At 71.4% G+C, this 24377-nt stretch carries 22 protein-coding genes; 10 read left to right on the top strand and 12 right to left on the bottom strand.

The genetic code is table 11. From position 1 onward, the window contains the following. The 3 genes from K3554_RS14140 to glmM are packed head-to-tail and all read left to right on the top strand — an operon-like array spanning position 1 to position 3096. Positions 1-780 carry a dihydroneopterin aldolase gene (locus tag K3554_RS14140; RefSeq protein WP_259941347.1) on the top strand — a complete coding sequence of 260 codons (780 nt, stop codon included), beginning with the start codon at positions 1-3 and terminating at the stop codon, positions 778-780. Next, on the top strand, positions 777-1748 hold the full coding sequence (folP, locus tag K3554_RS14135) for a dihydropteroate synthase (protein ID WP_259941345.1): 972 nt from the start codon (positions 777-779) through the stop codon (positions 1746-1748). Before K3554_RS14140 ends, folP begins: the two co-directional genes overlap by 4 nt. 4 nt (positions 1749-1752) lie before the next feature. Then, entirely contained in the window at positions 1753-3096 is a 1344-nt protein-coding gene (glmM, locus tag K3554_RS14130) for a phosphoglucosamine mutase (protein ID WP_259941343.1), read from the top strand. Here the strand turns inward: glmM and K3554_RS14125 are convergent. After that, complete coding sequence (locus tag K3554_RS14125) at positions 3093-4010, bottom strand: DMT family transporter (protein WP_259941341.1); 918 nt, start codon at positions 4008-4010, stop codon at positions 3093-3095. The genes glmM and K3554_RS14125 overlap by 4 nt on opposite strands. A gap of 130 nt (positions 4011-4140) precedes the next feature. After that, positions 4141-5163, bottom strand: coding sequence for a ketol-acid reductoisomerase (gene ilvC, locus K3554_RS14120; RefSeq protein ID WP_259941339.1), 1023 nt, complete (start codon positions 5161-5163; stop codon positions 4141-4143). Between the two features lie 129 nt (positions 5164-5292). Here ilvC and K3554_RS14115 point away from each other — a divergent pair, with 129 nt between their 5' ends. The 3 genes from K3554_RS14115 to K3554_RS14105 all read left to right on the top strand — a co-directional run bounded on the left by K3554_RS14115 (position 5293) and on the right by K3554_RS14105 (position 7776). Continuing rightward, positions 5293-5748 (top strand): Lrp/AsnC family transcriptional regulator, encoded by a 456-nt coding sequence (locus K3554_RS14115; protein ID WP_259941337.1) that lies wholly within the window; start codon positions 5293-5295, stop codon positions 5746-5748. A 201-nt stretch (positions 5749-5949) separates the two neighbouring features. Next, positions 5950-6405: an Lrp/AsnC family transcriptional regulator gene (locus K3554_RS14110; protein WP_259941334.1), complete on the top strand. Its 456-nt coding sequence runs from the start codon at positions 5950-5952 to the stop codon at positions 6403-6405. Between the two features lie 240 nt (positions 6406-6645). Beyond that, positions 6646-7776: an aminotransferase class V-fold PLP-dependent enzyme gene (locus tag K3554_RS14105; RefSeq protein ID WP_259941332.1), complete on the top strand. Its 1131-nt coding sequence runs from the start codon at positions 6646-6648 to the stop codon at positions 7774-7776. 173 nt (positions 7777-7949) lie between these two features. Here the strand turns inward: K3554_RS14105 and K3554_RS14100 are convergent, their stop codons facing one another. Together K3554_RS14100 and K3554_RS14095 are read right to left on the bottom strand one after the other, a co-directional pair. Beyond that, complete coding sequence (locus K3554_RS14100) at positions 7950-9128, bottom strand: FAD-dependent monooxygenase (RefSeq protein ID WP_259941330.1); 1179 nt, start codon at positions 9126-9128, stop codon at positions 7950-7952. Between the two features lie 25 nt (positions 9129-9153). Continuing rightward, on the bottom strand, positions 9154-9801 hold the full coding sequence (locus K3554_RS14095) for a pyrimidine 5'-nucleotidase (RefSeq protein ID WP_259941328.1): 648 nt from the start codon (positions 9799-9801) through the stop codon (positions 9154-9156). Positions 9802-9884: 83 nt separating this feature from the next. Between K3554_RS14095 and K3554_RS14090 the strand changes: the two genes are divergently transcribed. Then, complete coding sequence (locus K3554_RS14090; protein WP_259941326.1) at positions 9885-10511, top strand: GntR family transcriptional regulator; 627 nt, start codon at positions 9885-9887, stop codon at positions 10509-10511. A gap of 7 nt (positions 10512-10518) precedes the next feature. Here the strand turns inward: K3554_RS14090 and K3554_RS14085 are convergent, their stop codons facing one another. Further along, positions 10519-11214, bottom strand: coding sequence for a glycosyltransferase family 2 protein (locus K3554_RS14085; protein WP_259941325.1), 696 nt, complete (start codon positions 11212-11214; stop codon positions 10519-10521). A 1262-nt stretch (positions 11215-12476) separates the two neighbouring features. Beyond that, positions 12477-13451 (bottom strand): IS1595 family transposase, encoded by a 975-nt coding sequence (locus tag K3554_RS14080; protein ID WP_259945966.1) that lies wholly within the window; start codon positions 13449-13451, stop codon positions 12477-12479. 108 nt (positions 13452-13559) lie between these two features. Here K3554_RS14080 and K3554_RS16870 point away from each other — a divergent pair, with 108 nt between their 5' ends. Beyond that, positions 13560-13793 carry a helix-turn-helix domain-containing protein gene (locus K3554_RS16870; protein WP_409197321.1) on the top strand — a complete coding sequence of 78 codons (234 nt, stop codon included), beginning with the start codon at positions 13560-13562 and terminating at the stop codon, positions 13791-13793. 819 nt (positions 13794-14612) lie between these two features. Here the strand turns inward: K3554_RS16870 and K3554_RS14075 are convergent. Continuing rightward, on the bottom strand, positions 14613-15854 hold the full coding sequence (locus K3554_RS14075; protein ID WP_259941322.1) for a glycosyltransferase: 1242 nt from the start codon (positions 15852-15854) through the stop codon (positions 14613-14615). A 71-nt stretch (positions 15855-15925) separates the two neighbouring features. Continuing rightward, entirely contained in the window at positions 15926-17104 is a 1179-nt protein-coding gene (carA, locus tag K3554_RS14070; RefSeq protein ID WP_259941320.1) for a glutamine-hydrolyzing carbamoyl-phosphate synthase small subunit, read from the bottom strand. Between the two features lie 151 nt (positions 17105-17255). On the opposite strand from carA, the gene K3554_RS14065 reads away from it, so the two are divergent. Beyond that, a complete protein-coding gene (locus K3554_RS14065; protein ID WP_259941318.1) occupies positions 17256-17708 on the top strand; it encodes a GatB/YqeY domain-containing protein in 453 nt (150 codons plus the stop codon). A gap of 204 nt (positions 17709-17912) precedes the next feature. On the opposite strand, the gene K3554_RS14060 is transcribed toward K3554_RS14065, so the two are convergent. The 4 genes from K3554_RS14060 to cobT form a co-directional block, all read right to left on the bottom strand. Beyond that, positions 17913-18254 (bottom strand): DUF427 domain-containing protein, encoded by a 342-nt coding sequence (locus tag K3554_RS14060; RefSeq protein ID WP_259941316.1) that lies wholly within the window; start codon positions 18252-18254, stop codon positions 17913-17915. Positions 18255-18329: 75 nt separating this feature from the next. Next, positions 18330-20108: an aminopeptidase P family protein gene (locus K3554_RS14055; RefSeq protein WP_259941315.1), complete on the bottom strand. Its 1779-nt coding sequence runs from the start codon at positions 20106-20108 to the stop codon at positions 18330-18332. 64 nt (positions 20109-20172) lie between these two features. Continuing rightward, a complete protein-coding gene (locus K3554_RS14050) occupies positions 20173-21162 on the bottom strand; it encodes a glutathione S-transferase family protein (protein WP_259941314.1) in 990 nt (329 codons plus the stop codon). A gap of 310 nt (positions 21163-21472) precedes the next feature. Beyond that, a complete protein-coding gene (gene cobT / locus K3554_RS14045; RefSeq protein ID WP_259941313.1) occupies positions 21473-23359 on the bottom strand; it encodes a cobaltochelatase subunit CobT in 1887 nt (628 codons plus the stop codon). A 132-nt stretch (positions 23360-23491) separates the two neighbouring features. Here cobT and K3554_RS14040 point away from each other — a divergent pair, with 132 nt between their 5' ends. Continuing rightward, positions 23492-24310, top strand: a complete 819-nt coding sequence (locus tag K3554_RS14040; RefSeq protein ID WP_259941312.1) for a hypothetical protein — start codon at positions 23492-23494, stop codon at positions 24308-24310. Positions 24311-24377 lie beyond the last annotated feature (67 nt).

The raw sequence follows: 24377 nt of genomic DNA, 5'->3' as shown, positions 1-24377 counted from the left end.
ATGCCCCACGCCGCCGATCGCATCTTCCTGCGCGAGCACCTGCGCGAGGTGGAGATCGGCGCCTTCCAGGAGGAGCGGGGCCGCCTCCAACGCCTGCGCTTCGAAGTGGTGGCCGAGGTGCGCGCGGACGCCGGCGCCGTGGCCTCCGACGACGTGGACGGCATCCTGAGCTACGACACCCTTCTGGCCGCCATCGACGCCGAGCTCGGCGCCGAGCGCCTGCGCCTCCTGGAGACGCTGGCCGAGCGCATCGCCGCCCGCGTGCTGGCGCACCGCCGCGCCGAGCGGGTGTCGGTGCGCATCGAGAAGCTCGACCGCGGGCCCCACGTCCTCGGCGTGGAGATCGAGCGCGCCCGGGGCGAGGCAGAGGCCGCCACCGGGGACGCGCCGCCGCGGCCCGTCGTCGTGCTGCTCGACGCCGGCGCGCTGGACGACGCGGCGCTGGGGGCGCGGCTGGACGCGCTGGCCGAACGCGCGCCCGTCCTCGTCCTGCCCGTGCCCGCGCCGGGGCTGCCCGGGGCCGCCCATCCGGCGGCGCAGCGGCGCATCGACCTTCTGGCCTACGAGGTGGCTGGCTGGCAGCTCGCCGGGCGCGACCCGCGCTGCCTCGTGGTGTCCTCGCGCACCGAGCTGGACCACGCGCTGCGCACCCGTGCGCTGACGGTCTGGGCGCCCGCGCGGATGGTGCGCGACGCGACCCGGCCGCCCGAGGACGTGGCGCCCGAGACGCTCGCGCGCTGGATCGCCACCGACCTCGGTGCGGTGGCGGTGGAAACATGACCCACGCCCTGCCGATCCCCGGCCCCGAGGGCCTGCCCCTCGCCGGCGGCCCGGTGCGCTTCGCGAAGGCGCGCCTCCTGCGCCGCGGACGCCCGCCAGAGACGGTTTCCGCCGAGAGCCTGCCCGACGCCCTCCTCGCGCGCCTGACCGCGCCGCGCCCGCCCTTCGCCGGCCTCCCCCACGACCGGACGCGGATCATGGGCATCCTCAACGTCACGCCCGACAGCTTCTCGGACGGCGGGCGGCACTTCGCGCCCGAGGCCGCCGCCCGCGCCGCCGCCGCGATGGAGGCCGCGGACCTCGTGGACGTGGGCGCCGAGAGCACGCGCCCCGGCGCCGCCCCCGTGGAGGCGGACGAGGAGTGGCGCCGCCTCGCCCCCGTTCTGGAGATGCTGGGGGGCCGCCGCGTCAGCGTCGACACCCGCCGCGCCGAGACCGCGCGCCGCGCGATCGGCGCCGGGGCCGCGGTGGTCAACGACGTGTCGGGTGGCACCTTCGACCCCCATATGCTGCGAACCGTGGCGGACTCGGATGCCGCCCTGTGTCTGATGCACGGTCCCTTCGACCCGGCTGTCATGCAGGACGCGCCGCGCTACGACGACGTGGTGCTGGACGTGTACGACTTCCTCGAAGCCCGCCTGGGTGCGGCGCGGGCGGCGGGCATCCCGGACGGGCGCCTCATGGCCGACCCCGGCATCGGCTTCGGCAAGACCGAGCCGCACAACCTCGCGCTCCTGCGCGCGCTGCCCCTGTTCCACGGCCTCGGCGTGCCGATCCTGCTGGGCGTCTCGCGCAAGGGCTTCATCGGACGTGTCGGCGCCGCGCCACAGTCGGACCGCCGCATGCCCGGCACGCTGGCGCTGACGCTGGACGCCGTGCGCAAAGGGGTGCAATGGCACCGCATCCACGACGTTCCCGAGATCGCGCAAGGGCTTGCGCTGTGGCGGGCCGTCCAGGAGGAGGACTGAGGCGATGGGTCTTTTCGGCACCGACGGTGTGCGCGGGCGCGCCAACCAGGGCAACATGACCGCCGAGACGGCGCTGCGCCTCGGCGCCGCCGCGGGGCGCTACTTCCGCCGCGAGGGCGCGAACCAGCGGCACCGCGTGGTGATCGGCAAGGACACGCGCCTGTCGTGCTACATGCTCGAGAACGCGCTGACCGCCGGCCTGACCTCCACCGGCATGAACGTGCTGCTGATGGGCCCCGTGCCCACCCCCGCCGTGGGCCTGCTGGCCCGCTCCATGCGCGCCGACCTGGGCGTGATGATCTCCGCCTCGCACAACCCCGCCGAGGACAACGGCATCAAGTTCTTCGGCCCCGACGGCTTCAAGCTGTCCGACGAGGCCGAGGCCGAGATCGAGCGGCTGGTTGAGGAGGGCGTCGCCCCCGCGCAGGCCGCCAACATCGGCCGCGCCACCCGGATCGAGGACGGGCGCGGGCGCTACGTGGAGTACGTCAAGACGACCATCCCCGCCGGCATGTCGCTGGAAGGCCTCAGGATCGTGGTCGACTGCGCCAACGGCGCCGCCTACCGGGCCGCGCCCACGGTGCTGGCCGAGCTGGGCGCCGAGGTGATCCCGATCGGCATCGCCCCCGATGGCGCCAACATCAACCGCCTGTGCGGCTCGACCCACACCGAGGCCTGCGCCGAGGCGGTGGTCGCGCACCGGGCCGACCTGGGCATCTCGCTCGACGGCGACGCGGACCGGGTGATGCTGCTCGACGCGCGCGGCCGGGTGGGGGACGGCGATCAGATCATGGCCCTCTTCGCCGAGCGCTGGGCGGACGAGGGCCGCCTCCAGGGGCCGGCGCTTGTGGCCACGGTGATGTCGAACCTCGGGCTGGAGCGGTTCCTGAACGCCCGCGGCATCGTGCTCCACCGCACCAAGGTGGGCGACCGCCACGTGGTCGAGGCCATGCGCAAGGGCGGCTTCAACCTCGGCGGCGAGCAGTCGGGCCACATCGTGATGACCGACTACGCCACCACCGGCGACGGGCTGATCGCAGGCCTCCAGTTCGCGGCCGAGATGGTCCGCACCGGCGCCACCGCCGAGCAGCTGATGCACAACTTCGAGCCGGTGCCGCAGAAGCTTGAGAACGTGGTCTACGAGGCCGGCTCCCAGCCGCTCGACGCGCCCGCGGTGAAGCGGGCCATCGCCGACGCCGAGGCGCGGCTGGTGGGCAGCGGGCGGCTCCTGATCCGGGCCTCGGGCACGGAGCCCAAGATCCGCGTCATGGCCGAGGCCGAGGACCCCGACCTCCTGAACGCGGTGATCGACGAGGTGGCGGACGCGGTGCGCGGCGCCGCCGCCTAGAAGAGCGCCCGCAGGGTCCGCCACTGGCTCGCCGCCAGGCCGCCGAGGATCAGCGCGAGGGCGAGGAAGAAGCGGCCGGGCAGGGCCTCGGACAGGACCAGCCAGCCGAACACCATGGACCAGACGGGCACCTGGTAGTTCACCAGCGTCATGAAGCTGGGGCCGGCCGAGCGGATCACCTCGACCCGCAGGAGCGCGGCCAGCGCCGTGGGCACCAGCCCAAGGAACACGATCGCCGCGGCCACGCCCGGGGGGGCGCCGCCGGGCACGCCTTCGACCACCAGCATCGCCGGGACCAGGATCGCGGCGCCCACGATCAGCGTCAGCGCGCCGAGCCAGATGCCGTCCACGGGCGGGCAGCGGCGGGTCAGGATCGAGCCCGCGGCGTAGCAGACCGTGGCCGCGAGGCAGGCCAGCCGGCCCAGCGCCTCGAGGTCGCCCCCGGCCGCCGCCAGCGTGCCCGGGCCGAGCAGGATGGCGGCGCCCAGGAGGCCCATCGCGAAGCCCCCCGCCTTTCGCCAGGTCAGCCGGTCGCCGGGCACCAGCCAGTGCGCGAGGGGCAGCACGAACAGGGGCAGGACCGCCATCGTGAGGCCCGCGAAGGCGGAAGGAACGTGCTGCTGGCCCCAGGAGAGCAGGAAGAAGGGCAGGGCGGCGGTGGCGATCCCGATCAGCACCACGAACAGGGCCAGGGAGCGCGAGGGCCGGGGCAGGGGGCGCCCCATGAGGGCTGCGAGACCGGCGAGCGCCACGGCGCCGAGCGTGGTGCGCGCGGCGGCCACCGTGACGGGCCCATAGCCGCCGAGGGCGATCTTCACGACCATGAACGTGCCGCCCCAGATCAGCCCGAGGGCCAGCACGGAGAGGTAGTTGGCGCGGGTGGGCGCGGAGACGGGAGCGTCGGTGGTGACCATGGGTCGGAGCTAGGGCGCGGAGGCGCGCTTGCCCATCACCGGGGCGCGTTTGCAGGGGGCGGCGCACCGCCCCCTGCTATTTTTATGTCCGTGCAAAGTACTGTATTTGCGAAGAAAAAATAGGGAATCGTCAGTTCCGCGCCTTGTCCACCATCTTGCCGTCCGAGATCCACGGCATCATCTCGCGGAGCTTCTCGCCGACGCGCTCGATCTGGTGCTCGTCGTTGAGGCGGCGGGTGGCCTTGAACGAGGGCTGGCCGACGCTGTTCTCCTGCATGAAGTCGCGCACGAACTTGCCGGTCTGGATGTCGCGCAGCACCGCCTTCATCCGCGCCTTGGTCTCGTCGTAGGGCAGGATGCGGGGGCCGGAGACGTACTCGCCGTACTCGGCGGTGTTCGAGATCGAGTAGTTCATGTTGGCGATGCCGCCCTCGTAGATCAGGTCCACGATCAGCTTAACCTCGTGCAGGCACTCGAAATAGGCCATCTCGGGCTCGTAGCCCGCCTCGACCAGCGTCTCGAAGCCCATGCGGATCAGCTCCACCAGACCGCCGCAGAGCACCGCCTGCTCGCCGAAGAGGTCGGTCTCGCACTCCTCGCGGAAGTTGGTCTCGATGATGCCCGAGCGGCCGCCGCCGATGGCCGAGCAGTAGGACAGGCCGATCTCCAACGCCTTGCCGCTCGCGTCCTGATGGACGGCCACGAGGCAGGGCACGCCGCCGCCCTTCTGGTACTCGCCGCGCACCGTGTGGCCGGGGCCCTTGGGCGCCATCATGATGACGTCGACGCCTGCCTTCGGCTCGATCAGGCCGAAATGCACGTTGAGCCCGTGGGCGAAGGCGATCGCGGCGCCGTCGCGCAGGTTGTCGTGGACATATCTCCGGTAGGTCTCGGCCTGCAGCTCGTCGGGCATGGTGAACATGATCAGGTCGCACCAGGCCGCGGCCTCCTCGATGCCCATGACCTTGAGGCCCTCGCCCTCGGCCTTGGCGCGGCTCGGCGAGCCCTCGCGCAGCGCCACGACCACGTTCTTGGCACCCGAGTCGCGCAGGTTCAGCGCGTGGGCGTGGCCCTGGCTGCCGTAGCCGAGGATGGCGACCTTCATGTCCTTGACGAGGTTCACGTCGCAATCGCGGTCGTAGTAAACGCGCATGGTGTCTCTCCTGTCCGATGCTGGGGGCGGCTTACGAGGCGCTGCGCGCGGAGGCCACCGGGGCGGGGGTTTGCGGGGCGGGGCGTTCCGAGGTAGCCATTCGCGGAATCGGCCATTCCGGGATATGTCATGCTCGACGCCACCGACCGCGCCCTCCTGCGCCACTGGCAGGCCGAACCCGAGGCGCAAGTCACGGAACTGGCGGCACGAGTGGGGATCAGCCAGTCCCACGCCTCGCGCCGGATCGAGCGCCTGCGCGAGACCGGCGTCCTGCGCGGCGTGCACGGGGTCGTCGACTGGCGCGCGGCGGGCTGGTCGGTGGAGGTGAGCTTGCGCTTCACGCTGGAGAAGTCCGACCCGCGGGCGCTCGATGCCTTCCTGGCGGCGGCACGCGAGATCCCGGAAGTGGTGGAGATCCAGACGTTTCTGGGCCGCGTGGACGTGCGGCTGGCCGTCGTGGCGCGCGATCTGGCAGACTGGCAGCGCATCTGGCGGACGCGCATCCTGGCGCTTCCGCACATCGCCGAGGTGGAGCCGCTGATGCATGTGGCGCAGGTGAAGACCGATGCGATCCTGCCCGTCTAGGCGGCGAATGGCGGCGGGGGGGCGCCGGGCGTGCACCCCCCGTACACCCCCCGTGCAGACCGGGGGCGTCGGAGGGGGCTCTGCCCCCCGGCGCGTTCGCGCAGGGCTTCGCCCGTTCGCGGGCGGATCGGTCCACTGGACCGATCCCGGGAAGCCCGCGAACCCCGGAGGTATTTTGGAAGCAAGGATCGGGAGCGGAGGGTGATTGCGCTCGACGAGACCGACCGGGCGATCCTGCGGGTGGTGCAGGGGAACGCGATGCTGTCGGCGGGGGCCGTGGGGCGCGCGGTGGGGCTGAGCCAGCCGGCCACGTGGCGGCGGCTTCAGCGGCTGCGCGAGGCGGGCGTGCTGGCGGGGCGGGAACTGAGCCTCGATCTGGAGAAGTTGGGCTTCGGGGTGACGGTGTTCCTCGGCGTGAAGCTGGCGGCGCGGGCGCGGGTCGGGGTCGAGGACTTCGAGCGCGCGGTCTCGGCCATTCCCGAGGTGCGCCGGGTGGAGCACGTGCTCGGGCGCTACGACTACCGCCTGCGGGTGGTGGCGCGCGATCTGGCGGACTTCGAGCGGGTGCTGCGGCGGCGGGTGATGGCGCTGCCGGGAGTGGGCGAGATCGAGGCCAACGTGATGCTGAGCGAGGAGCGGCGGCCGGGGCCTTTGTGACCGTTGGGAGGGGGACGGTTCGAGGGCCAGTCCGCGTTCCGCGCCCCGGGCCTGACCCGGGGCCTCTGGGTGCCGTTGGCGCTTCGGGTCGGGGTGGGGCGACGGTGGCTGGCGGAGGCCCCGGCGCAGGGCCGGGGCGGGTGGCGCTGACGGAGGGGTGGCACTCCGCGACCGCCCCCCGCGCCGTCTTGCCCACCGCGGCGCGCCCGTGGCACCACCGACGCACAACGGAGGTCCGCCATGGCACTGCTCGACGACGTCGATCCCGAGGGGCTCGAGGAATTCTCGGTGGTCTTCACCGACCGCTCGCTCAACCACATGTCGAAGACCTTCCAAGAGGTCATGCGCGACATCCACGGCGGCCTGCGCCGGGTCTACGGCGCGGACCACGTGGCCGTGATCCCCGGGGGCGGCACCTTCGCGATGGAGGCCGTGGCGCGGCAGCTGGGCCAGGGCGCGCGGGCGCTGGTGGTGCGCAACGGGTGGTTCTCCTACCGCTGGAGTCAGATCATGGAGGCGGGCGCCTTCACGGAAGGCGTCGAGGTGATGAAGGCCCGGCAGGAGGGCAACGACAGCCGCTCGCCCTTCGCGCCCGCGCCCATCGAGGACGTGACCGCGCGCATTCGCGAGACGAAACCGGACGTCGTGTTCGCGCCGCACGTGGAGACCTCGGCGGGCGTGATCCTGCCCGACGCCTACATCCGCGCGATGGCGGAGGCGGCGCATGAGGTCGGCGCGCTGGTCGTGCTCGACTGCATCGCCTCGGGCTGCGTGTGGGTCGACATGCGGGCGGCCGGCGTCGACGTGCTGATCTCGGCGCCCCAGAAGGGGTGGAGCGCCTCGCCCTGCGCCGGGCTGGTGATGCTGAGCGAGGCCGCGCGCGAGCGGGTCGAGGCGCGGCGCAGCGACAGCTTCTCGATCGACCTCGCCAAGTGGCTGTCGATCATGGACGCCTACGTGGGCGGCGGGCACGCCTACCACGCGACCATGCCGACCGACGCCCTGCGGGTGTTCCGGGATGCCATGGCGGAGACGGTAGGCTTCGGGCTCAAGCGCGCCTGCGAGGCGCAGTGGGCGCTGGGCGACCGGGTGCGGGGGATGCTGGCCGCCAAGGGCCTTCGCTCGGTCGCGGCCGAGGGGTTCGGGGCGCCGGGCGTGGTGGTGACCTATGCGCCGTCCGACGAGGTGAAGTCGGGGGCGGCGTTCGCGAAGCGCGGCGTGCAGATCGCGGCGGGCGTGCCGCTGCAGTGCGACGAGCCGGCGGACTTCGCCACGTTCCGGCTGGGGTTGTTCGGGTTGGACAAGCTGCGGGACGTGGAGGGGACCGCGGGGCGGCTGGGGCGGGTGCTGGACGACGTGTTTCCGGGGTAGCGGGTATCGCCGGGGCTCTGCCCCGGACCCCGAGGTATTTGCGGCCAGAGGAAGGTTAGGGACGCCCCGGACTTGATCTGGGGCCTCTGGTTGCCGTCGACGATGGCCGCGGAGCGGAACGCTCGTGGATGGCCGAGGCCCCGGCGCTAGGCCGGGGCGTTGGGCGCGGGGCGTCAGGACGTGCCGAGGCCCATCCGCATCGCCAGCCGCCGCAGCGCTGGAATGTCGTGGAGGGCGCCGACCCCTAGCGCGCGCAGGCCGCCCAGGCCGCCCGACATCGAGGCGCGGTTGAGGGCGTCGATGCCGGCGAGGCGCAGGGCGACGTCGCCCCGACGGGCGCGATCGTAGCGGCGGAGCATGGCGTCCGTGCCGATCGCCTCGCGGTCGGCGCAGAGGTCGCGCAGGGCGGCGACGTCGGCGAGCGAGGTGTTCAGGCCTTGCGCCCCGATGGGCGGCATGGCGTGGGCGGCCTCGGCGGCGAGCGCCACGCGGCGCGCGGTGATCCGGTGCGCGGCGCGGGTGCGGATCGGCCAGCCCTGGGGCTTCGAGACCACGTCGAGCGCGCCCATGATACCGGCCGAGCGGTCCTGCACCTCGGCGGCGAAGGCGGCCGGGTCGAGCGCCTGGCGGCGGCGCTGCGCCTCGGCGCGGTCCATCCACACCACGGCGGAGCGGTGGCGCCCCTCGCGGTCCGGCAGGGGGACCAGCGTGAAGGGGCCGCCGGAGCGGTGGACCTCGGTGCTGACGCCCTCGTGGGGGGCGGCGTGGGCGACCGCGAAGACGAGGGCGGTCTGGCCGTAGTCGAGCGTGGTGGCCTCGATGCCCGCCGCGTGGCGCACGGGGCTGTCGCGTCCGTCGCAGGCGAGGAGGAGGCGGGCCGCGAGCTTCGTGCCGTCGGTGAGGGTGACGCGGATGCCGCTCTCGCGGGCGAAGAGGGAGGCGAAGCCGGTGCCAAGGCGGAGGTCGACCGCGGGCAGGGCCTCGGCGCGGGCGAGCAGCTCGCGGCGCAGGAGCCAGTTGGGGAAGTTCCAGCCGAACTGCGCCTCGCCCACGTCGCCGGCCTCGAAGTCGCGCGCGACGGGCGGCTCGCGCGAGGCGTCCACGATGCGCATGACGCGCAGCTCGGTGCCGTGGGGGGCGAGGGCGTCCCACGCGCCGGCGCGGTCGAGCAAGGCGCGGGCGGGCTGCAGGAGGGCGACGGTGCGAAGGTCGGCGCCGGGCAGGTCCTCGCCGGTGACGGGGGGCGCCGGGTCGAGGAGCGTGACGTGGATGCCCTCGGCGCCGAGCGCGCAGGCGGCGGCGAGGCCGGCGGGGCCGGCGCCCGAGATCGCGATGTCGGTGACGAAGTCCATGCCCCGGACCTAGGGCGCCGCGGCATCAGGCGCCAGCGATGCGGCGAAGGAACGCGGCGAGGTCGGGGGCGTGGTGGTGGACGTGATCCCCTTCCGCGCGCGCGGGGGCGACGTGGACCGTGGCCATGCCGCTCTCGTGGGGGACGAGGAGGTTGCGGGCGCTGTCCTCGAACATCGCCGCCGCCCGGGGGTCGAGGCCGTCGAGCGCCCAGACCGCCTCGAAGGCGGCGCGGTCGGGCTTGGGGTGGAGGCCCGCCTCCTCGACGCCGTGCACCGCGTCCCAGCCGTCCGCGAGGCCGCGCGCCTCCAGCACCCGGCGGGCGTAGGCGGCCGTGCCGTTGGTATGGACGATGCGGCGCCCGGGAAGGGCGGCGAGGACTTCGGCCAGCGCGGGGTCAGGCCGGAGCGCGCCGAAGTCGATGTCGTGGACGTCGGCGAGGAAGGGGTGCGGGTCGATGCCGTGCTCGCGCATGAGGCCGGCCAGCGTGGTGCCGTGCCGCTCCCACCAGGAGCGGCGGAGGCGCGCGGCCTCGGCCTGCGTCACGCCGAGCAGGTCCACGATCCACCGCTCCATGCGCGCCTCGATCTGCGGGAACAGGGGCGCGGCGGGGGGGTAGAGCGTCTCGTCGAGGTCGAAGACCCAGGTGCGGACGTGGGCGAAGGCGGGGTGCATGGGGGCCGCGTAAGCCCGGCGCGGTTGCGCCGCAAGCCCGCGCCCCGGTAGGGTCCGGCACCATCCGGAGTGTCCCGCCGCCCATGCCGCCGCCCGCCGACGCCTATGCCATGATCCTCGACGCCATCGACCGCGGGCTCTACCGGCCCGGCGACCGGCTGGTGGAGTCCGAGCTGGCCGAGCGGCTGGGGGTCTCGCGCACGCCGATCCGCGAGGCGCTGCAGCGGCTGGAGACCCAGAGTCTCCTGCGCCGCGAGGGGCGCTCGCTGATCGTGGCCTCCTTGGGCCACGACGAGATGGCGGAGCTCTATGCGGTGCGCACGGAGCTGGAGGCGCTGGCCGCGCGGCTGGCGGCGCGCCACGCCGCGCCCGAGGAGATCCGGGTGCTCGCGGCGATGGCCGCGGAGGACCGGGCGCTGCTGGGCGACGCCGCGGCCCTGTCGCTGGCGAACCGGCGGTTCCACATGCAGATCCACCGCGCGTCCCACAACCGCTTCCTCGTGCAGCAGCTCGGCATCGTGCACCGGTCGATGGCGCTGATGGCGACCACCTCGCTGGCGGTGCCGGGGCGGGACGCGGCGGCGCTGGCGGAGCACGACCGCATCGTGGCCGCGATCGCCCGGCGCGACGAGGAGGGCGCCGCGGAGGCGCTGCGCCGGCATCTCTCGGAGGCGTTCGAGGTGCGGCTGCGCCACCTCGCCGAGGCCTGACGCTAGCTCAGGCGGCGCGGGCGAGGCGGAGGGGGCGCACCGGGGCCGGGGCGGGCGGGTCGGCCGTGTCCGCGCCCGCGTCCGCGTCGGCTCCGCCGAAGGCTCCGTGGGCCGTCTTCTCCCAGTGGAACGGGCGCAGCACCAGCTCCACGGCGGCGCGGGCCACGGCGAGGGTGGCGAGCGGGAAGTAGAGCTCCATCGTGGGCACCCAGCGGCGGAGGGGGCGGTGGTGCTCGGCCCGGAGCGCGGCGCGGCCCACGGCGATGTTGAGGAGCGTCATGGCGGGCATGGCGACGGCGAGGCCCCAGGCGAAGCCCTCGGGCATCCCGCGCGCGACCGGGTGGGGCACCCCGAAGGTCATCACGAGGGTGGACCACATGAAGGGCAGGAACGCCGCGTTCAGGATCGCGCCGAGGAACAGGGCGTGGAAGCCCAAGCTTCGCCGCCAGCCGAGGTCGCGCAGGAGCGCCACGGGGCGCGCGGCGTGGACCGACCAGGTCATCATGTAGCCCTTCATCCAGCGCGAGCGCTGGCGGACCCAGGCGCCTGGCGCGGCGGCGGCCTCCTCCATGGTCGTGACGCCGATCACCTCGGTGCGGTAGCCGGCGCGGGCGAGGCGCACGCCGAGGTCGGCGTCCTCGGTGACGTTGTGCGCGTCCCACGCGCCCGCCGCCTCGAGCGCGCGGCGGCGGAAGAACGGCATTAGGTAGCAAACGCACCATCGACGTGGGTGATCGCGCAGGTGTAGAACGTTACTATCTCTACATGACCCAACATACAGTTAGCGGCCTGCTTTCGAAGCGTGATGAGATCATGGGAGAGCTAGTTGCGCTGCGGCAGCAACAAGCTGAGTTATTCAACGATGTCTCGGCGATCGACCGTGTTCTTGACGCCCTTGGCTATGAAGGTAATCTCGAGTCGCGACAGCCTAGGCAGGCACGGCTTGTAATATTTGCGCGAAATGAACTCCGCCAATTTCTTCTCCGAGAACTCCGAAAAGGGGAGCCTCTAACCAGTCGGGATTTGTCTGAGCGAATATGCCTCGAAGAAGGGAAGGATATTCGGGATCAGAGAATGGTCATTGAGGTAACGAGGCGTGTTTCTAAGGCAATGCGATTATTGAGGGAGCGAGGTATCGTTAATGGAGAGAAAGACAGTGCGCGTAGATACGTGTGGACCTTGAAGTGAGCACAATAGGAACTGTACCTTGTCGGAGTCCGTTCGGATGGTAGAACCTGCACATACGAATGACTACAAGCTCACCGACGAGCATAAAGAGAAGTTTAAATCGTGGATAAATGAACGAGCTACTTTGATAGGTAAGTGTAGCATTTGCGGCGCACGTTCGTGGACCGTGCTTCCAGACTTCATTCAGCTAAACCCGTACAAGGGCGGCAACGTGATCCTCGGAGGTACTGTATATCCAAATATTGGATTGGTTTGTTCTAATTGCGGCAATACTCATTTGATTAACGCTATAGCTGCGGGGATTTTAGACTCCGGAAATGATATTGCGGAGCAAATGCGTCGGTGGACGCAGGATGACTGATTCTGAGACTGAATCGAGGGAAGTCGAACAAGCACGTGCGCTTGACGTACATCGACCGATGGGTGCCCTATTATCCCATACTCACATCGAGAGGCGTCTGGAAACAGTCGCAGTGACACGAGACGATGTTGCAAACGTCAAAGTGTTCGATGGCCTAGCAGCAGTCGCGGGAGGGTTCGGTATGTTCCTGCTATCTGGATCTGGCTGGGTACTTGCGGAGAGGTGGCTTAGTTCCACGAACCAACGTTGGGACGCTTTTGGTGGCTTCTGCCTTGCAGCCGCTATTTTCGGTGTGTTCTGCATTCTGGGCGGCGCATATTTCCATGCAAGAAAGCGCGCCATAATTGATTCCTTATTCTCCTCGGATCAGAATACTCGGTAGAGGTATTAATCCTCAACCTAGCCAGAAATTCAGGTCATCGTTCACTACTTGCTTTGCGCTGCCAGTATCCCTTCCAAGTCCGGCTAACGCCGTGAGCCAGCGCCAGACTGGTAGCGCCACGTAGCTGCGCACCATTGCCTGCACGGCGGTTGTCCTCCCGCCACGCCATCTCACCCGCGTAAGCAGCGAGGTACTTGCCTGAGATATGGTGGTGAACGCCCACCTCCGCGCGACGAAGGCGAGAGAAGAACGATTCGGCTGAGTTCGTGCAGGCCCCGTCAGCCGAGTATGCTTCGTTGTGGTTGATCCGCCGGGTGTCGAACTCGATGTGAAAGTCATCCCAAGCAGCCGCCTCGTCCGCGAAGACAACAGAACCGTCCTCGATGCGGTTGCGAAGGGTATCCACCGCGTCCGCTTCTCGCGCTTTGACCACCACGAACGTCCGCCCCCGACGCTCACGTCCGACTACCACCACGCGGCGCTTCGAACTCTTGTTCTCCTTTCGGCGGCGATCTACCCGATGGAGGCGCCGATTGTTCGGGCGGACATGACCACCGAAGTAGGCGCCATCGACCTCTACCTCACCTTTGAGGTCGCTGATTTCCGCCTGATAGTCAGCCATCGCCTCCCTGATCTTATGGGCCAGGACGAAGGCGGTTTTGTACTGCACCCCTAACTCGCGAGAGAGCTGCAAAGCCGGGACACCCTTCGCTCCGTTGACGAAGATCGCCAGAGCTAGGAGGATGTCGCGGAACGCCAGCTTCCGACTGGCGAAGATCGTGCCGCTCGTGACGCTGAACTGGTGATAGCATCCTCGGCACTTATACTTTCGCCGCGTAGTTATCGCGTAGGGTTCAAGGGCACCGCATCGGGGACAGAACGGCTGCCCATCAGTTTCCTGCCAGCGAATTTGGCAAAACAACGCATACGATTCCTCCTCGCCCATCCGGGCGACCCGGCTTACGGGAAGGTCCCGTGCCTTGGGTGAAAGGAGGAAGTGTTGCATGATCTCCTTGCCAACGATTTTCGTTGGCGTTGGTGATATGCGTTGCCCTTACTTGAGTCAACGGTTTTCGTTGACGTTGACTATGTATGGACGGTGCGCCATCAAGCATCCATGACTCCTGAGCAGTGTCGCGCAGCGCGCGGTTGGTTAGATATCTCGCAGGGCGCGTTGGCCGAAGCTGCGTCGGTTTCCCTCTCGACCGTACGAGACTTTGAGAAGGGGCGCCGGACGCCTGTGGTTAACAATTTGAAGGCGATGAAATCAGCGCTGGAAGGCCGGGGGATATCGTTTCTTGAAAGCGGCATAACTGGGCCACCTTCCACGATTGTGAACGTTGACCAGTAAGGTAGCCGTAGCTAGTGTAGGGCATCTGTGGAGGCAGGGGGAATCGAACCCCGCCGGGCGCCCTGCAAGTGACACCGCCATCACCCGATGGACTGCCCCCGTAGATGCTCGCCCGCGTCAGCGGGTCATTTGCCATCCCCCTGCGCGGCTTCACGGCCTTCCGCGAGGTTGGGGTAAGGTTGGGGCGACGATCTGGGTCTATGAGTCGGTTCGTCGTCCCACTCCGGTGGAAGACTGTACTCCTTAGTAACGTCATCTTTGAGCAAGCGGCCTATGTCGAATAAGCGGCAGCATTCCTTTCCGATTTGCTTCTCGTGAAAGTCTCGACCGAACCTTTCTCGTGCGAGGCTTTCGATCATGGGAGGGCGCAAGGGCTGTCCGGAATCGCGGAGAACCGTTTCGATCATTACTCCAACAGTGATCTTGCCCTGTTCCACTTCCGCGCTGCTAAGAGTCTCCGGAGGTTTTGGGATACGCGGTTTCGGTCGCGCCCTTGCGGTCCCCCGTAGACGGGCGAGCACGCTACTGACGTGATCCAATTCTTCTATCTCGCTTTTGTTTAGCGAAATTTGCTTCTGCGAATTCTCGATATCCTGCGCAAGCTGTTCGTTCAGCTTCGCAAGTTCAGTTCGTCTGCGGTCAATCCTAACAGAATCGTCCAACGTACCCTCCCTTGGGTTCGAGGTAATCCGAACGCTCCATCGCAGCAACAAGAAATCGAGAAAAGTTCAATATTATCAGCTACATATGCTATCATATGGGCAAGCATATGTGACATTGGATTGCTAAAGCATTGATTCTGAATGGTTGGTGCTTTTGCTACCTAATGCCGCGGAAGAACACGGTGGTGCCGCCGAGGGGCACCACGAGGCCGAGCCGCGCGATGCCGGGCAGCACGAGGCGGAACCAGGTCGCGTACTCGATGGCGAAGCAGCGGGCCATCCAGTTGCGCGAGGCGTTGTAGTAGTCGAGCCGGCCCTGGAGGCAGGCGAGGTCGGGGCCCGCGGCCTGGAAGCGCCGCGCGACGCGCAGGAGCGTGTCCGCCTCGGGGGCGTCCTCGGCGTCGAACACGCCCACGAAGTCGCCGCGCGCGAAGTTCAGCGCGTAGTTCATGGCGCGCGGCTTGGTGCGGGGGCGGCCGTCGGGCACGGGGACGGCGCGCATCCACGCGGGCAGGGCGGCGTCCGCCAAGGCGGCGCGGGTGGCGCGGTCGCCGGCCTCGACCACGAGCAGGACCTCGAGCGCGGAGCGGGGGTAGCGCAGCGCCTCCATGCGGCGCAGCAGCGCGGGCACGATGCGCGGCTCGTCGTGGAGCGGCACCAGGATCGAGAGGCGGGGCAGGGGGGCGGCGGCCTCGCCGCGCCGGGTCCGGAAGGCCGGGCCGGGGGCGCGGCGCAGGGCGCGGAGGGCGAGGAGGCGCAGCGCGAGGTTCGCGGCCATGGCGGCGAGCCCGGCGAGGGTGGCGGCCTGGACCGCGGCGGCGGGGGCGAGCACGAAGGCGGCGGCGGCGAGCACCGCGGCGCCGGTCACGAGGGTGCCGGCGCGGCTGCGCTCCCAGTCGCGGCAGCTCATGGCGCGCGGGGGGCGGCACTCGGCGCGGCGGGCGAGCGCGGGGCCCATCGCCTCGCCCATGCGCCGCTCGACGGCCGCGCGCGAGGCGACCGCGAAGCGACAGGGCAGGAGCGCGGGGGGCAGGGCCGCGCGCAGCTCGTCCATCCGCTCCGGCGCGGCGGTGGCGATCAGCACGGCGCCCCCGACGCGGCCCACGGGCACGGCGCGGAAGCGCACCGCGAGGGCGGGGGGCATCCTCCGCACGAGGGCCAGCGCGGCGGCGCCCGCGTCGGGCAGCGCGTGGAGGCGGCCCAGCCCGAGCTGCTCGGCCAAGGCGTCGAGCACGGCGCCCTCGGGGGCGATGCCGTGGGCCACGAGGATCTCGCCCAGCATCGCGGCTTCGGCGAGCTGGAGGTCGAGGGCGCGGGCCAGCTCGCCCGGGGTGACGACGCCCCGCGCCAGGAGGATCGCCCCGAGGGTGCGGCGCAGGCCGGTGGAGGCCAGGGCCACGGGCCGGAGAGATCGCGAGGGCGGCAGGGCGGTCATGGCGCCGACCCTGCGCGGCGGTGGTTAACGCGGCGTTAAGCCGCCGCGTCGTCCTTGGCCCGGTCCATGGCGGCGGCGAAGTCGTCGAACAGGTAGGCGCTGTCCTGCGGCCCCGGCGAGGCCTCGGGGTGGTACTGCACCGAGAACACGGGGCGCCCCGACAGGCGGATGCCGCAGTTCGAGCCGTCGAAGAGCGAGACGTGCGTCTCCTCGACGCCCGCGGGCAGGGTCTGGGCGTCCACGGTAAAGCCGTGGTTCATGGAGGTGATCTCCACCTTGCCGTCGCGGCGGCGCTGCACGGGGTGGTTCGCGCCGTGGTGGCCGTGGTTCATCTTCACGGTCCGCGCGCCCAGCGCCATGGCGAGGAGCTGGTGGCCGAGGCAGATGCCGAAGACCGGCAGGCCGCTGTCCACCATCTCGCGGATCACGGGCACCGCGTACTCGCCGGTGGCGGCCGGATCGCCGGGGCCGTTCGAGAGGAACAGGCCGTCGGGGTTCAGCGCGCGGACCTCCTCGGCGGTGGCGGTGGCGGGCAGCACGGTGACGTCGCAGCCGACGTGGGCGAGTGAGCGCAGGATGTTGCGCTTGGCGCCGTAGTCGATGGCGACGACGCGGTGGCGGGCATCCGGGCGCGGGGCCGCGAAGCCCTCGCCCCAGGCCCACTTACCCTCGCCCCAGGCCCACTTGCCCTCGCCCCAGCGGTAGCTCTGGCGGGTCGTCACTTCCTTGGCGAGGTCGAGGCCCACGAGGCCGGAGAAGCCGCGCGCCTGAGCGACGAGGGCCTCCAGATCGAAGTTTCCCTCGGGGTCGTGGGCCAGCGCCACGTGGGGCGCGCCCTGCTGGCGGATCGCGCGGGTGAGGCGCCGGGTGTCCACGCCGCCGATGCCGATGCGGCCCCGGCGGGCGAGCCAGGTGCCGAGGTCCTCGGCGGCGCGCCAGGACGAGGGCGCGGTCGGGTCCCAGCGCACCACCATGCCGGCCGCGACCGGGTCGGCGGTCTCGTCGTCCTCGGGGGTGACGCCGGTGTTGCCGATGTGGGGGAAGGTGAAGCACACGACCTGCCCGGCATAGGACGGATCGGTCATGATCTCCTGGTAGCCGGTCATGGCGGTGTTGAAGCACAGCTCCGCGGTGGCGGTGCCGACGGCGCCGAAGCCCATCCCGTGGAACACGGTCCCGTCGGCGAGGGCGAGGCAGGCGGTTGGGTGCGGCATCGCGGGACCTCCGGGGGGCGTGGGCAAACGCCGGGCGATCTATGCGGCGGGCGCCGCGGGGTCAAGGCGGGGCGCCGGGCGGGGGGGGGCGTTGAACCGGGCCGCGCGGAGCGGTATCGGGGCCTTCACGCATCGTGCGGGGGAGTGGCACATGGACTTGCGGACACGTCTGAGCGAGGCCCTGAAACGGGCCATGAAGGACAAGGACGCCACGCGGCTGGGGACGCTGCGGCTGATCAACGCCGCGCTGAAGGACCGCGACATCGAGCTGCGCGCCGAGGGGCGCGAAGTGGGCGACGCCGAGGCCACCGCGATCCTGGCCAAGATGGTCAAGCAGCGGCAGGAATCGGCCCGCGCCTACGAGGAGGGCGGCCGCCTGGAGCTGGCCGAGGCCGAGCGCGCCGAGATCAAGGTGGTCGAGGAGTTCCTGCCCCGCCAGCTCTCGGAGCGCGAGGCCGAGGCGGCGATCGCGGCGGCGATCTCGGAGACCGAGGCCAGCTCGATCCGCGACATGGGGCGGGTGATGGCGGCGCTGAAGGCGCGCCACGCGGGGCGGATGGACTTCGGGGCCGCGGGCGCGGCGATCAAGGCGCGGCTGAGCTAGGGGCGACGGTCAGGGGGCTTTGCCCCCAGCGAGCTTGTGCTCGCTTCCCCCAAGGTATTTTGGAAACGAAGACGAGGGGCGGGGTTTCTACGCCGCGCTTCGGTGTCTTGGACGTCGCTGGCGTATTTGACGCTAGGACGACCCTGCAAGCAGCCTGACCCCAAATCGTTGCGGAAGTGGTGTCGGGAACGCCTCCCGCGCCCCTCAGAGCTGCTCGACGGTGGCCTTCTCGGTCGAGAAGGCGAGGAAGCCGGCGATGGGCTCGGCGGCCGCCTCGCTCGGGGCCTCGTAGCTCCAGGCGATGTCGTCGATGCGCGCGGACTGGCCCACGTAGGAGTAGTAGGTGGCCTCGCCCTTCCCGTCGGCGCGGGTGGTGGTGGCGGAGCGGTCCAGCAGCGCCATCGCCACGTCCTCGCGCGGGAAGTAGACCACGGGGGCGCGATCGCCCTCGTGGAGGAGCACGGCGTTGCGGCTCTCGACCACCACGCCGTCGGGGGTGCGGACGGTCCAGGCGCCTTCGGCGGGGGTGATCTCGATGCGGGCCATGGGCATTCCTCCGGGCGTGAAGCGCGCACCCTAAGCGCAACGCGGCAGTGGGGGCAACGGGGCGGATCGGGGGGGCTAGAGCGGCGCGCAGGCGCGCTCCAGCCACGCGCGGTCAGCGCCGTCCACGCGGGGGCCGACCTTCGCGAGCACCTCGGCGTGGTAGCCGTCGAGCCAGGCCCGCTCCTCGGGACCGAGCAGATCGGCGACCACGAGGCGGCGGTCGAGCGGCACCCAGGTCAGGCACTCGAAGCGGAGCATGGGGCGGTCGCCCTCGCGCCCGCCTTCGGGGGCGGGGCGGACCACGGCGAGGTTCTCGAGCCGGATGCCGTAGTGGCCCTCGCGGTAGTAGCCCGGCTCGATCGACAGGATCATGCCGTCCTCGAGGGGGACGTCCGACACGCGGCTGATGCGCGCCGGCCCCTCGTGGACGCCGAGGAAGACGCCCACGCCGTGGCCCGTGCCGTGGCCGTAGTCGCGCCCCTCGGCCCAGAGCGGCGCGCGGGCGAGGGCGTCGAGGTGGCACCCGGCGACGCCGTGGGGGAAGCGCGCGCGGCTGAGCGCGATCAGTCCCTGCAGCACGCGGGTCGCGTCGTGCGCGGCCTCGGCGGGCAGGGTGCCGAGCGCGATCGTGCGCGTCACGTCGGTCGTCCCGTCCTCGTACTGGCCGCCGGAGTCGACCAGCAGCACGCCGTCGCGGTCCAGCGCGCGGTCGGTGTCCTCGTTCACGCGGTAGTGGACGATGGCCCCGTTGGGGCCGCTGCCGGCAATGGTCTCGAAGGCGATGTCGTGGAGCGCGTCGGTCTCGCGGCGGAAGCCCTCTAAGGCGTGCACCACGTCGATCTCGGTGGCGCCCTCGGGGCGGTCCTCGTCGAGCCAGCGCAGGAAGCGGCACATGGCGGCGGCGTCGCGGAGGTGCGCCTCGGTGGTGCCGGCGATCTCGGCCGCGGTCTTGCGGGCCTTGGGCAGGGCCACGGGGTCGGCCATGGCGACCGGCTCGGGGATGAGGTCGCGCAGGGCGACGGGGCAGGTGGCCGGGTCGTAGCCGGTGGGGCCGAGACCGGCGAGCAGGGCGGGCAGGTCGTCCCACGCGACGGCGCGCACATCGGCGCCCAGGTGCTCCGCCACGGGGGCGAGCTTGGCTGGGTCGCAGACCACGTCCACCGAGGCGTCGGCGTGGACGATCGCGGCGGCTTGCACGATCGGCGTGCGGGCGATGTCGGCGCCGCGCAGGTTCAGGAGCCAGCAGACGGCGTCGGGCTGAGTGGTGACGAAGGCGCGGGCCTTGCGCGCGACGGCGTCGGCGATCTCGCGGCGCTTCTCGGCGTGGGGGCGCCCCGCGAGGCGTTCGGGCCAGGCACGGGCGGGCGCGGCCGGCGGGGCGGGGCGGTCGGTCCAGACGGCGTCGACGCCGTTGGGCACGGGCACGGTCTCGATGTTCGAGACGGCGGCGAGGGGCTCCAGCTCCTTGGGGGTGTGGAGCCAGGGGTCGAAGCCAACGCGGCCACCGTCGGGCAATGCCTCTCGCAGCCAGTCGGCGAGCTTCGTGTCGGGCCAGAGCACGGTCTCGAAGAGGGCCGCGTCGGTCTGGGCGCGCACCTGCACGGTGTAGCGCCCGTCGGTGAACACCGCCGCCCGGTCCCGCAGGATCACCGCGAAGCCCGCCGATCCGGTGAAGCCCGTGAGCCAGGCGAGCCGCTCGTCGCAAGGCGCGACGTACTCGCCCTGGAAGCGGTCGGCGCGGGGGACGAGGAAGGCGTCGAGGTCGCGTGCCTCCATCCACCCGCGCAGCGCGGCCACGCGGGGCGCGGCGGTCTCGGGGCTGGTGGCGACGTCGAAGCTCTGGAGCTGGGTCATGGGGCGGCCTCCTCGGGGGAGGCTTAGGGGGCGGGGGGGCGGAGGCCAACCCGCACCTGGGCGCTCATGCGGCGTTGCGCGACACGTCCCGGCCGTGGGGGGCGCGGAAGTCGATCCGGGGGCCGACGGGGACGATGCCGGTCGGATTTATGCTTACGTGGCTGCCGTAGTAGTGGCGCCGGATGTGGTCCATGCGCACGGTCCCCACCACGCCGGGCACGGCGAAGAGGTCGCGGGTGTAGGCCCAGAGGTTGGGGTAGTCGACCAGCCGGCGCAGGTTGCACTTGAAGTGGCCGTGATAGACCGCGTCGAAGCGCACCAGCGTGGTGAAGAGGCGCCAGTCGGCCTCGGTGATCCGCTCGCCCGCGAGGTAGCGGGAGCGGGCGAGGCGGTCCTCCAGGAACCGCAGCGTCTCGAACAAGGGCTCGACCGCCTCCTCGTAGGCGGCTTGGGTGCGGGCGAAGCCGGCCTTGTAGACGCCGTTGTTGACGGTCTCGTAGATGCGCGCGTTCAAGGCGTCGATCTCGCCGCGCAGGGCCTCGGGGCGGTGGTCGGAGCGCGCGGCGCCGCAGCCGTCGAAGGCGTGGTCGAGCATGCGGATGATCTCGGCGCTCTCGTTGGACACGATGGTGTGGCGCCGCTTGTCCCAAAGCACGGGCACGGTGACGCGGCCGGTGAAGCGGGGGTCGGCCTCGGTGTAGACGTCGCGGAGGTACCGCTTGCCCAGCACGGTGTCGGGGACGACGCCGTCTCCGTCCGCGAAGGTCCAGCCGTCGTCGCCCATGTGCCAGTGGACGACCGAGAGGCCGACGACGTCCTCCAGCCCCTTGATCGTGCGGAAGATCAGCGCGCGGTGGGCCCAGGGGCAGGCGAGGGAGACGTAGAGGTGGTAGCGGCCCGGCTCGGCCTCGAAGCCGCCCTCGCCCGAGGGGCCGGGGCTGCCGTCCGGGGTGATCCAGTTGCGGAACGTGGCGGCCTTGCGCTCGAAGCGCCCGCCGTCGCCGGAGTTCGTGCTGTCGCTGTGGATCCACTGTCCGTCGTCGAGGTGGCCCATCGGTCGTCTCCCTGAGGCGGTGCGTCGGGGCGTCAACGCGCGAGGGGGGCGGAGGGCGATGTGGAGGGGCGCAGAGGGGGTGTGCGGGGCGGGAGCGAGCGCCTTCGCCGTGGAGGGGTGCGCCCGTGGTGGGCGGAGGCCCCGATGCAGGGTCGGGGCGGGGTGCGCCGTTCGGGACATGGCACGCCCCGGACTTGATCCGGGGCCTCTGGTGGACGTCGGCGCTGCCGTGGCGGAGCGGGACGCCCGTGGTGGGCCGAGGCCCCGGCTCGAGGCCGGGGCGCGGTGCGCGATCTGCCTCGGTTCCGCCCTACGCAACCCGACGGCGGGGCCGGGCGGCGGCGCGGGCGCGCTTCTTGGGGTCGGCGTCGAACAGGGCGGCGAGCTGCTCGGTCATGGCGCCCGCCAGCTGGTCCACGTCGGTGATGGTGACCGCGCGGCCGTAGTAGCGGGTCACGTCGTGGCCGATGCCGATGGCCAGCAGCTCCACCGCGCGGCGGCGCTCCACCATGGCGATCACGTCGCGCAGGTGCTTCTCGAGGTAGTTGGCCGGGTTCACCGACAGGGTGCTGTCGTCCACGGGGGCGCCGTCGGAGATGACCATCAGGATCTTGCGCGCCTCGGGGCGGCCGACCATGCGGCGGTGCGCCCATTCGAGGGCTTCGCCGTCGATGTTCTCCTTCAGCAGCCCCTCCTTCATCATCAGCCCGAGGTTCGGGCGGACCCGCCGCCAAGGCGCGTCGGCGGACTTGTAGACGATGTGGCGCAGGTCGTTGAGGCGGCCGGGCTGGGCCGGGCGCCCGTCCTTCAGCCACTGCTCGCGGCTCTGCCCGCCCTTCCAGGCGCGGGTGGTGAAGCCCAGGATCTCCACCTTCACGCCGCAGCGCTCCAGGGTGCGGGCCAGCACGTCGGCGCAGATCGCGGCGATCGAGATGGGGCGCCCGCGCATGGAGCCGGAGTTGTCGAGCAGCAGCGTGACCACGGTGTCGCGGAACTCGGTGTCGCGCTCCATCTTGAAGCTGAGCGGCGTGGTGGGGTTGGCGACGACGCGGGCGAGGCGGCCCGCATCCAGGATGCCCTCCTCGAGGTCGAACTCCCAGGAACGGTTCTGCTGCGCCTGGAGACGCCGCTGGAGGCGGTTGGCGAGGCGGCTGACCGCGCCCTTCAGGGGCTCGAGCTGCTGGTCGAGATAGGCGCGCAGGCGCTCCAGCTCGGCGGGCTCGGCCAGGTCGGCGGCCTGCACCACCTCGTCGTGGGCATCCGAGAACACGCGGTAGTCGGGGTCGGCATCCGAGACGGGCGCGGGGGCGGGCGGCTCGGCGGTGGGGTCGGCGTCCTGCTCGGCCTCCTCGCCGGTCTCCTGGTCGGCCATGTCGTCCATCGAGACGTCGGCCTGGGAGGGGTCCTGCTGCTCCTCCTGGGCGTTCTCGGGCGAGGCGTCGGCCTGCTCGTCGTCGTCGTCCTCGCCGGTGCTGTCGGGCTCCTGCTCTTCCTCCTCGCTCTGGCCCTCCTCGTCCTCGGAGTCGTCGTCCGCGTCCGGGTCGTCGCCGAGCTGGTCGCCGTAGCCGAGGTCGTCGATGAGCTGGCGGGCGAGGCGCGCGAAGGCGGCCTGGTCCGAGAGCACGTCGCCCACGGCGTCCGCGCGGTCCCCGACGCTCTCCTCGATGAAGCCCGACCATAGGTCGAGCACGTTCTGGGCGTCGGCGGGCAGGGGGCGCCCGGTGGCCTTCTGCCGCAGCCAGTAGCCGGCGGCGGCGGCGAGCGGGGCCTGCGCCTTGTCGGCGATGTCGCCGTAGCCCTTGCGCCGGGCCTCGGTGCCGATCTTGTGGTTGATGTTGCCCGCGGTGCCGGGCATCTGGCCCGCGCCGGCGGCCTCGCAGCGGGCGGTCTCCATGGCATCGTAGAGCTCGCGCGCCATGTTCCCCTGGGGCAGGTAGCGCGCGTTGACGCCCGCGTCGTGGTGGCGGTGGCGCAGGGCGAAGGCGTCGGCGGTGCCGCGGGCGAGCATCACCTCGTCGCGGGTCATGCGGCGCGTCACCTGCGGCAGGCGCACGGCCTCGTCGGTCCGCCCCGGCGGGTCGACCGAGAAGCTGACGCCCAACTCGCGGTCGTCGGCCAGCACCTTCGTGGCCTCGGCCAGCGCCTTCTTGAACGGATCGGCCGGGTTGTCGGGCTGCTTCGCGGTGGGCTTGCTCATGCCCCCGTATGTAGCCGCGGGCGGGCGGAGCGCAATGCGGCGCGAAACCATCGCGGGAACAGGGGGTTGGGTGGGTGCGCGCTGGCGGGCCAAGGGCTTGCGGCGCATCGGAAAACCCCAGGGAGAGACACCATGAACGCACTTCGCATCCTTCTCGCCGGCGTCGCCGCCACCGCGCTCGCCGCGCCGGCCGTGGCCGAGCAGCACACCGCCGCCACCGACGGCTCCACCGCGGGCGAGATGCGCTGGGAGGACGTGTCGCGCCCCCGTGTCTCGATCGTGCGCCGCGGAGCCGACGGCTCGGTGGTGTTCGGCAACGGCACCGCCGAGGACGCGGCGCCGGGCGCGAACGACCCCTCGCTGGCCCGCCAGATCGAGCGCGCCGACGGGCCGACCACCGGCGCCACCGACACGGAGGAGGCGCGCGAGACCGCAGGGACGATCCGCGAGGCCGACGCGCCCACGATGGGCGAGACCGACGCGGGGGACGGGGCCGGACGCCGGATGGCCGGGGACGCCACCGGCGAGGCCGACGGGATGGCCCCGGACGACATGGCGTCCGGCGGGATGCACGGCGAGATGCACGGGATGATGCACGGTGGCATGGACGGCTTCGACATGGAGGAGTTCGCGCGCGAGATGTTCGAGCAGGGCTACCGGCAGGGCTACGTGGCGGCGATGACCCGCGCGCGGGCCGACATGGGCCGGATGCGCGAGCGCGCCGAGAGCCGGCAGACCCGCCGCGAGCAGCGCGACCAGGCCCGGATGCGCCGCGCCGCCGAGGCGCGCGCCGCGCAGCAGGCCGAGGCCACGCGCCGGATGCTCGACGGGTCGGGCGGCGGCGATGCGCCGATGCGGGGCGAGGCGATGGGCGGCGCCACGATCATCGTGCTGCCCGAGGGCATGAGCCCGCAGCAGTTCGTGGAGCAGCTCGGCCGCCAGTCGCGGTGACGCGAAGGCCCCGCGCGCATGGCGTGCGGGGCCCGTTCACGGTCGGCGGATCGGTGTCCGGTCGGCG

This window comes from Jannaschia sp. W003, assembly GCF_025144335.1.
GTDB lineage: Bacteria > Pseudomonadota > Alphaproteobacteria > Rhodobacterales > Rhodobacteraceae > Jannaschia.
This window is presented reverse-complemented; position numbering and strand designations above follow the sequence as displayed.

Coding starts and splice junctions, on each gene's coding strand:
- K3554_RS14040 (WP_259941312.1), top strand. CDS start 23,492: ATGAACGCACTTCGCATCCTTCTCGCCGGCGTCGCCGCCACCGCGCTC.
- folP (WP_259941345.1), top strand. CDS start 777: ATGACCCACGCCCTGCCGATCCCCGGCCCCGAGGGCCTGCCCCTCGCC.
- K3554_RS14085 (WP_259941325.1), bottom strand. CDS start 11,214: ATGCCGTTCTTCCGCCGCCGCGCGCTCGAGGCGGCGGGCGCGTGGGAC.
- K3554_RS14060 (WP_259941316.1), bottom strand. CDS start 18,254: ATGGCCCGCATCGAGATCACCCCCGCCGAAGGCGCCTGGACCGTCCGC.
- glmM (WP_259941343.1), top strand. CDS start 1,753: ATGGGTCTTTTCGGCACCGACGGTGTGCGCGGGCGCGCCAACCAGGGC.
- cobT (WP_259941313.1), bottom strand. CDS start 23,359: ATGAGCAAGCCCACCGCGAAGCAGCCCGACAACCCGGCCGATCCGTTC.
- K3554_RS14105 (WP_259941332.1), top strand. CDS start 6,646: ATGGCACTGCTCGACGACGTCGATCCCGAGGGGCTCGAGGAATTCTCG.
- K3554_RS14065 (WP_259941318.1), top strand. CDS start 17,256: ATGGACTTGCGGACACGTCTGAGCGAGGCCCTGAAACGGGCCATGAAG.
- K3554_RS14115 (WP_259941337.1), top strand. CDS start 5,293: ATGCTCGACGCCACCGACCGCGCCCTCCTGCGCCACTGGCAGGCCGAA.
- K3554_RS14125 (WP_259941341.1), bottom strand. CDS start 4,010: ATGGTCACCACCGACGCTCCCGTCTCCGCGCCCACCCGCGCCAACTAC.
- carA (WP_259941320.1), bottom strand. CDS start 17,104: ATGCCGCACCCAACCGCCTGCCTCGCCCTCGCCGACGGGACCGTGTTC.
- K3554_RS14100 (WP_259941330.1), bottom strand. CDS start 9,128: ATGGACTTCGTCACCGACATCGCGATCTCGGGCGCCGGCCCCGCCGGC.
- K3554_RS14055 (WP_259941315.1), bottom strand. CDS start 20,108: ATGACCCAGCTCCAGAGCTTCGACGTCGCCACCAGCCCCGAGACCGCC.
- ilvC (WP_259941339.1), bottom strand. CDS start 5,163: ATGCGCGTTTACTACGACCGCGATTGCGACGTGAACCTCGTCAAGGAC.
- K3554_RS14090 (WP_259941326.1), top strand. CDS start 9,885: ATGCCGCCGCCCGCCGACGCCTATGCCATGATCCTCGACGCCATCGAC.
- K3554_RS16870 (WP_409197321.1), top strand. CDS start 13,560: ATGACTCCTGAGCAGTGTCGCGCAGCGCGCGGTTGGTTAGATATCTCG.
- K3554_RS14140 (WP_259941347.1), top strand. CDS start 1: ATGCCCCACGCCGCCGATCGCATCTTCCTGCGCGAGCACCTGCGCGAG.
- K3554_RS14095 (WP_259941328.1), bottom strand. CDS start 9,801: ATGCACCCCGCCTTCGCCCACGTCCGCACCTGGGTCTTCGACCTCGAC.
- K3554_RS14050 (WP_259941314.1), bottom strand. CDS start 21,162: ATGGGCCACCTCGACGACGGACAGTGGATCCACAGCGACAGCACGAAC.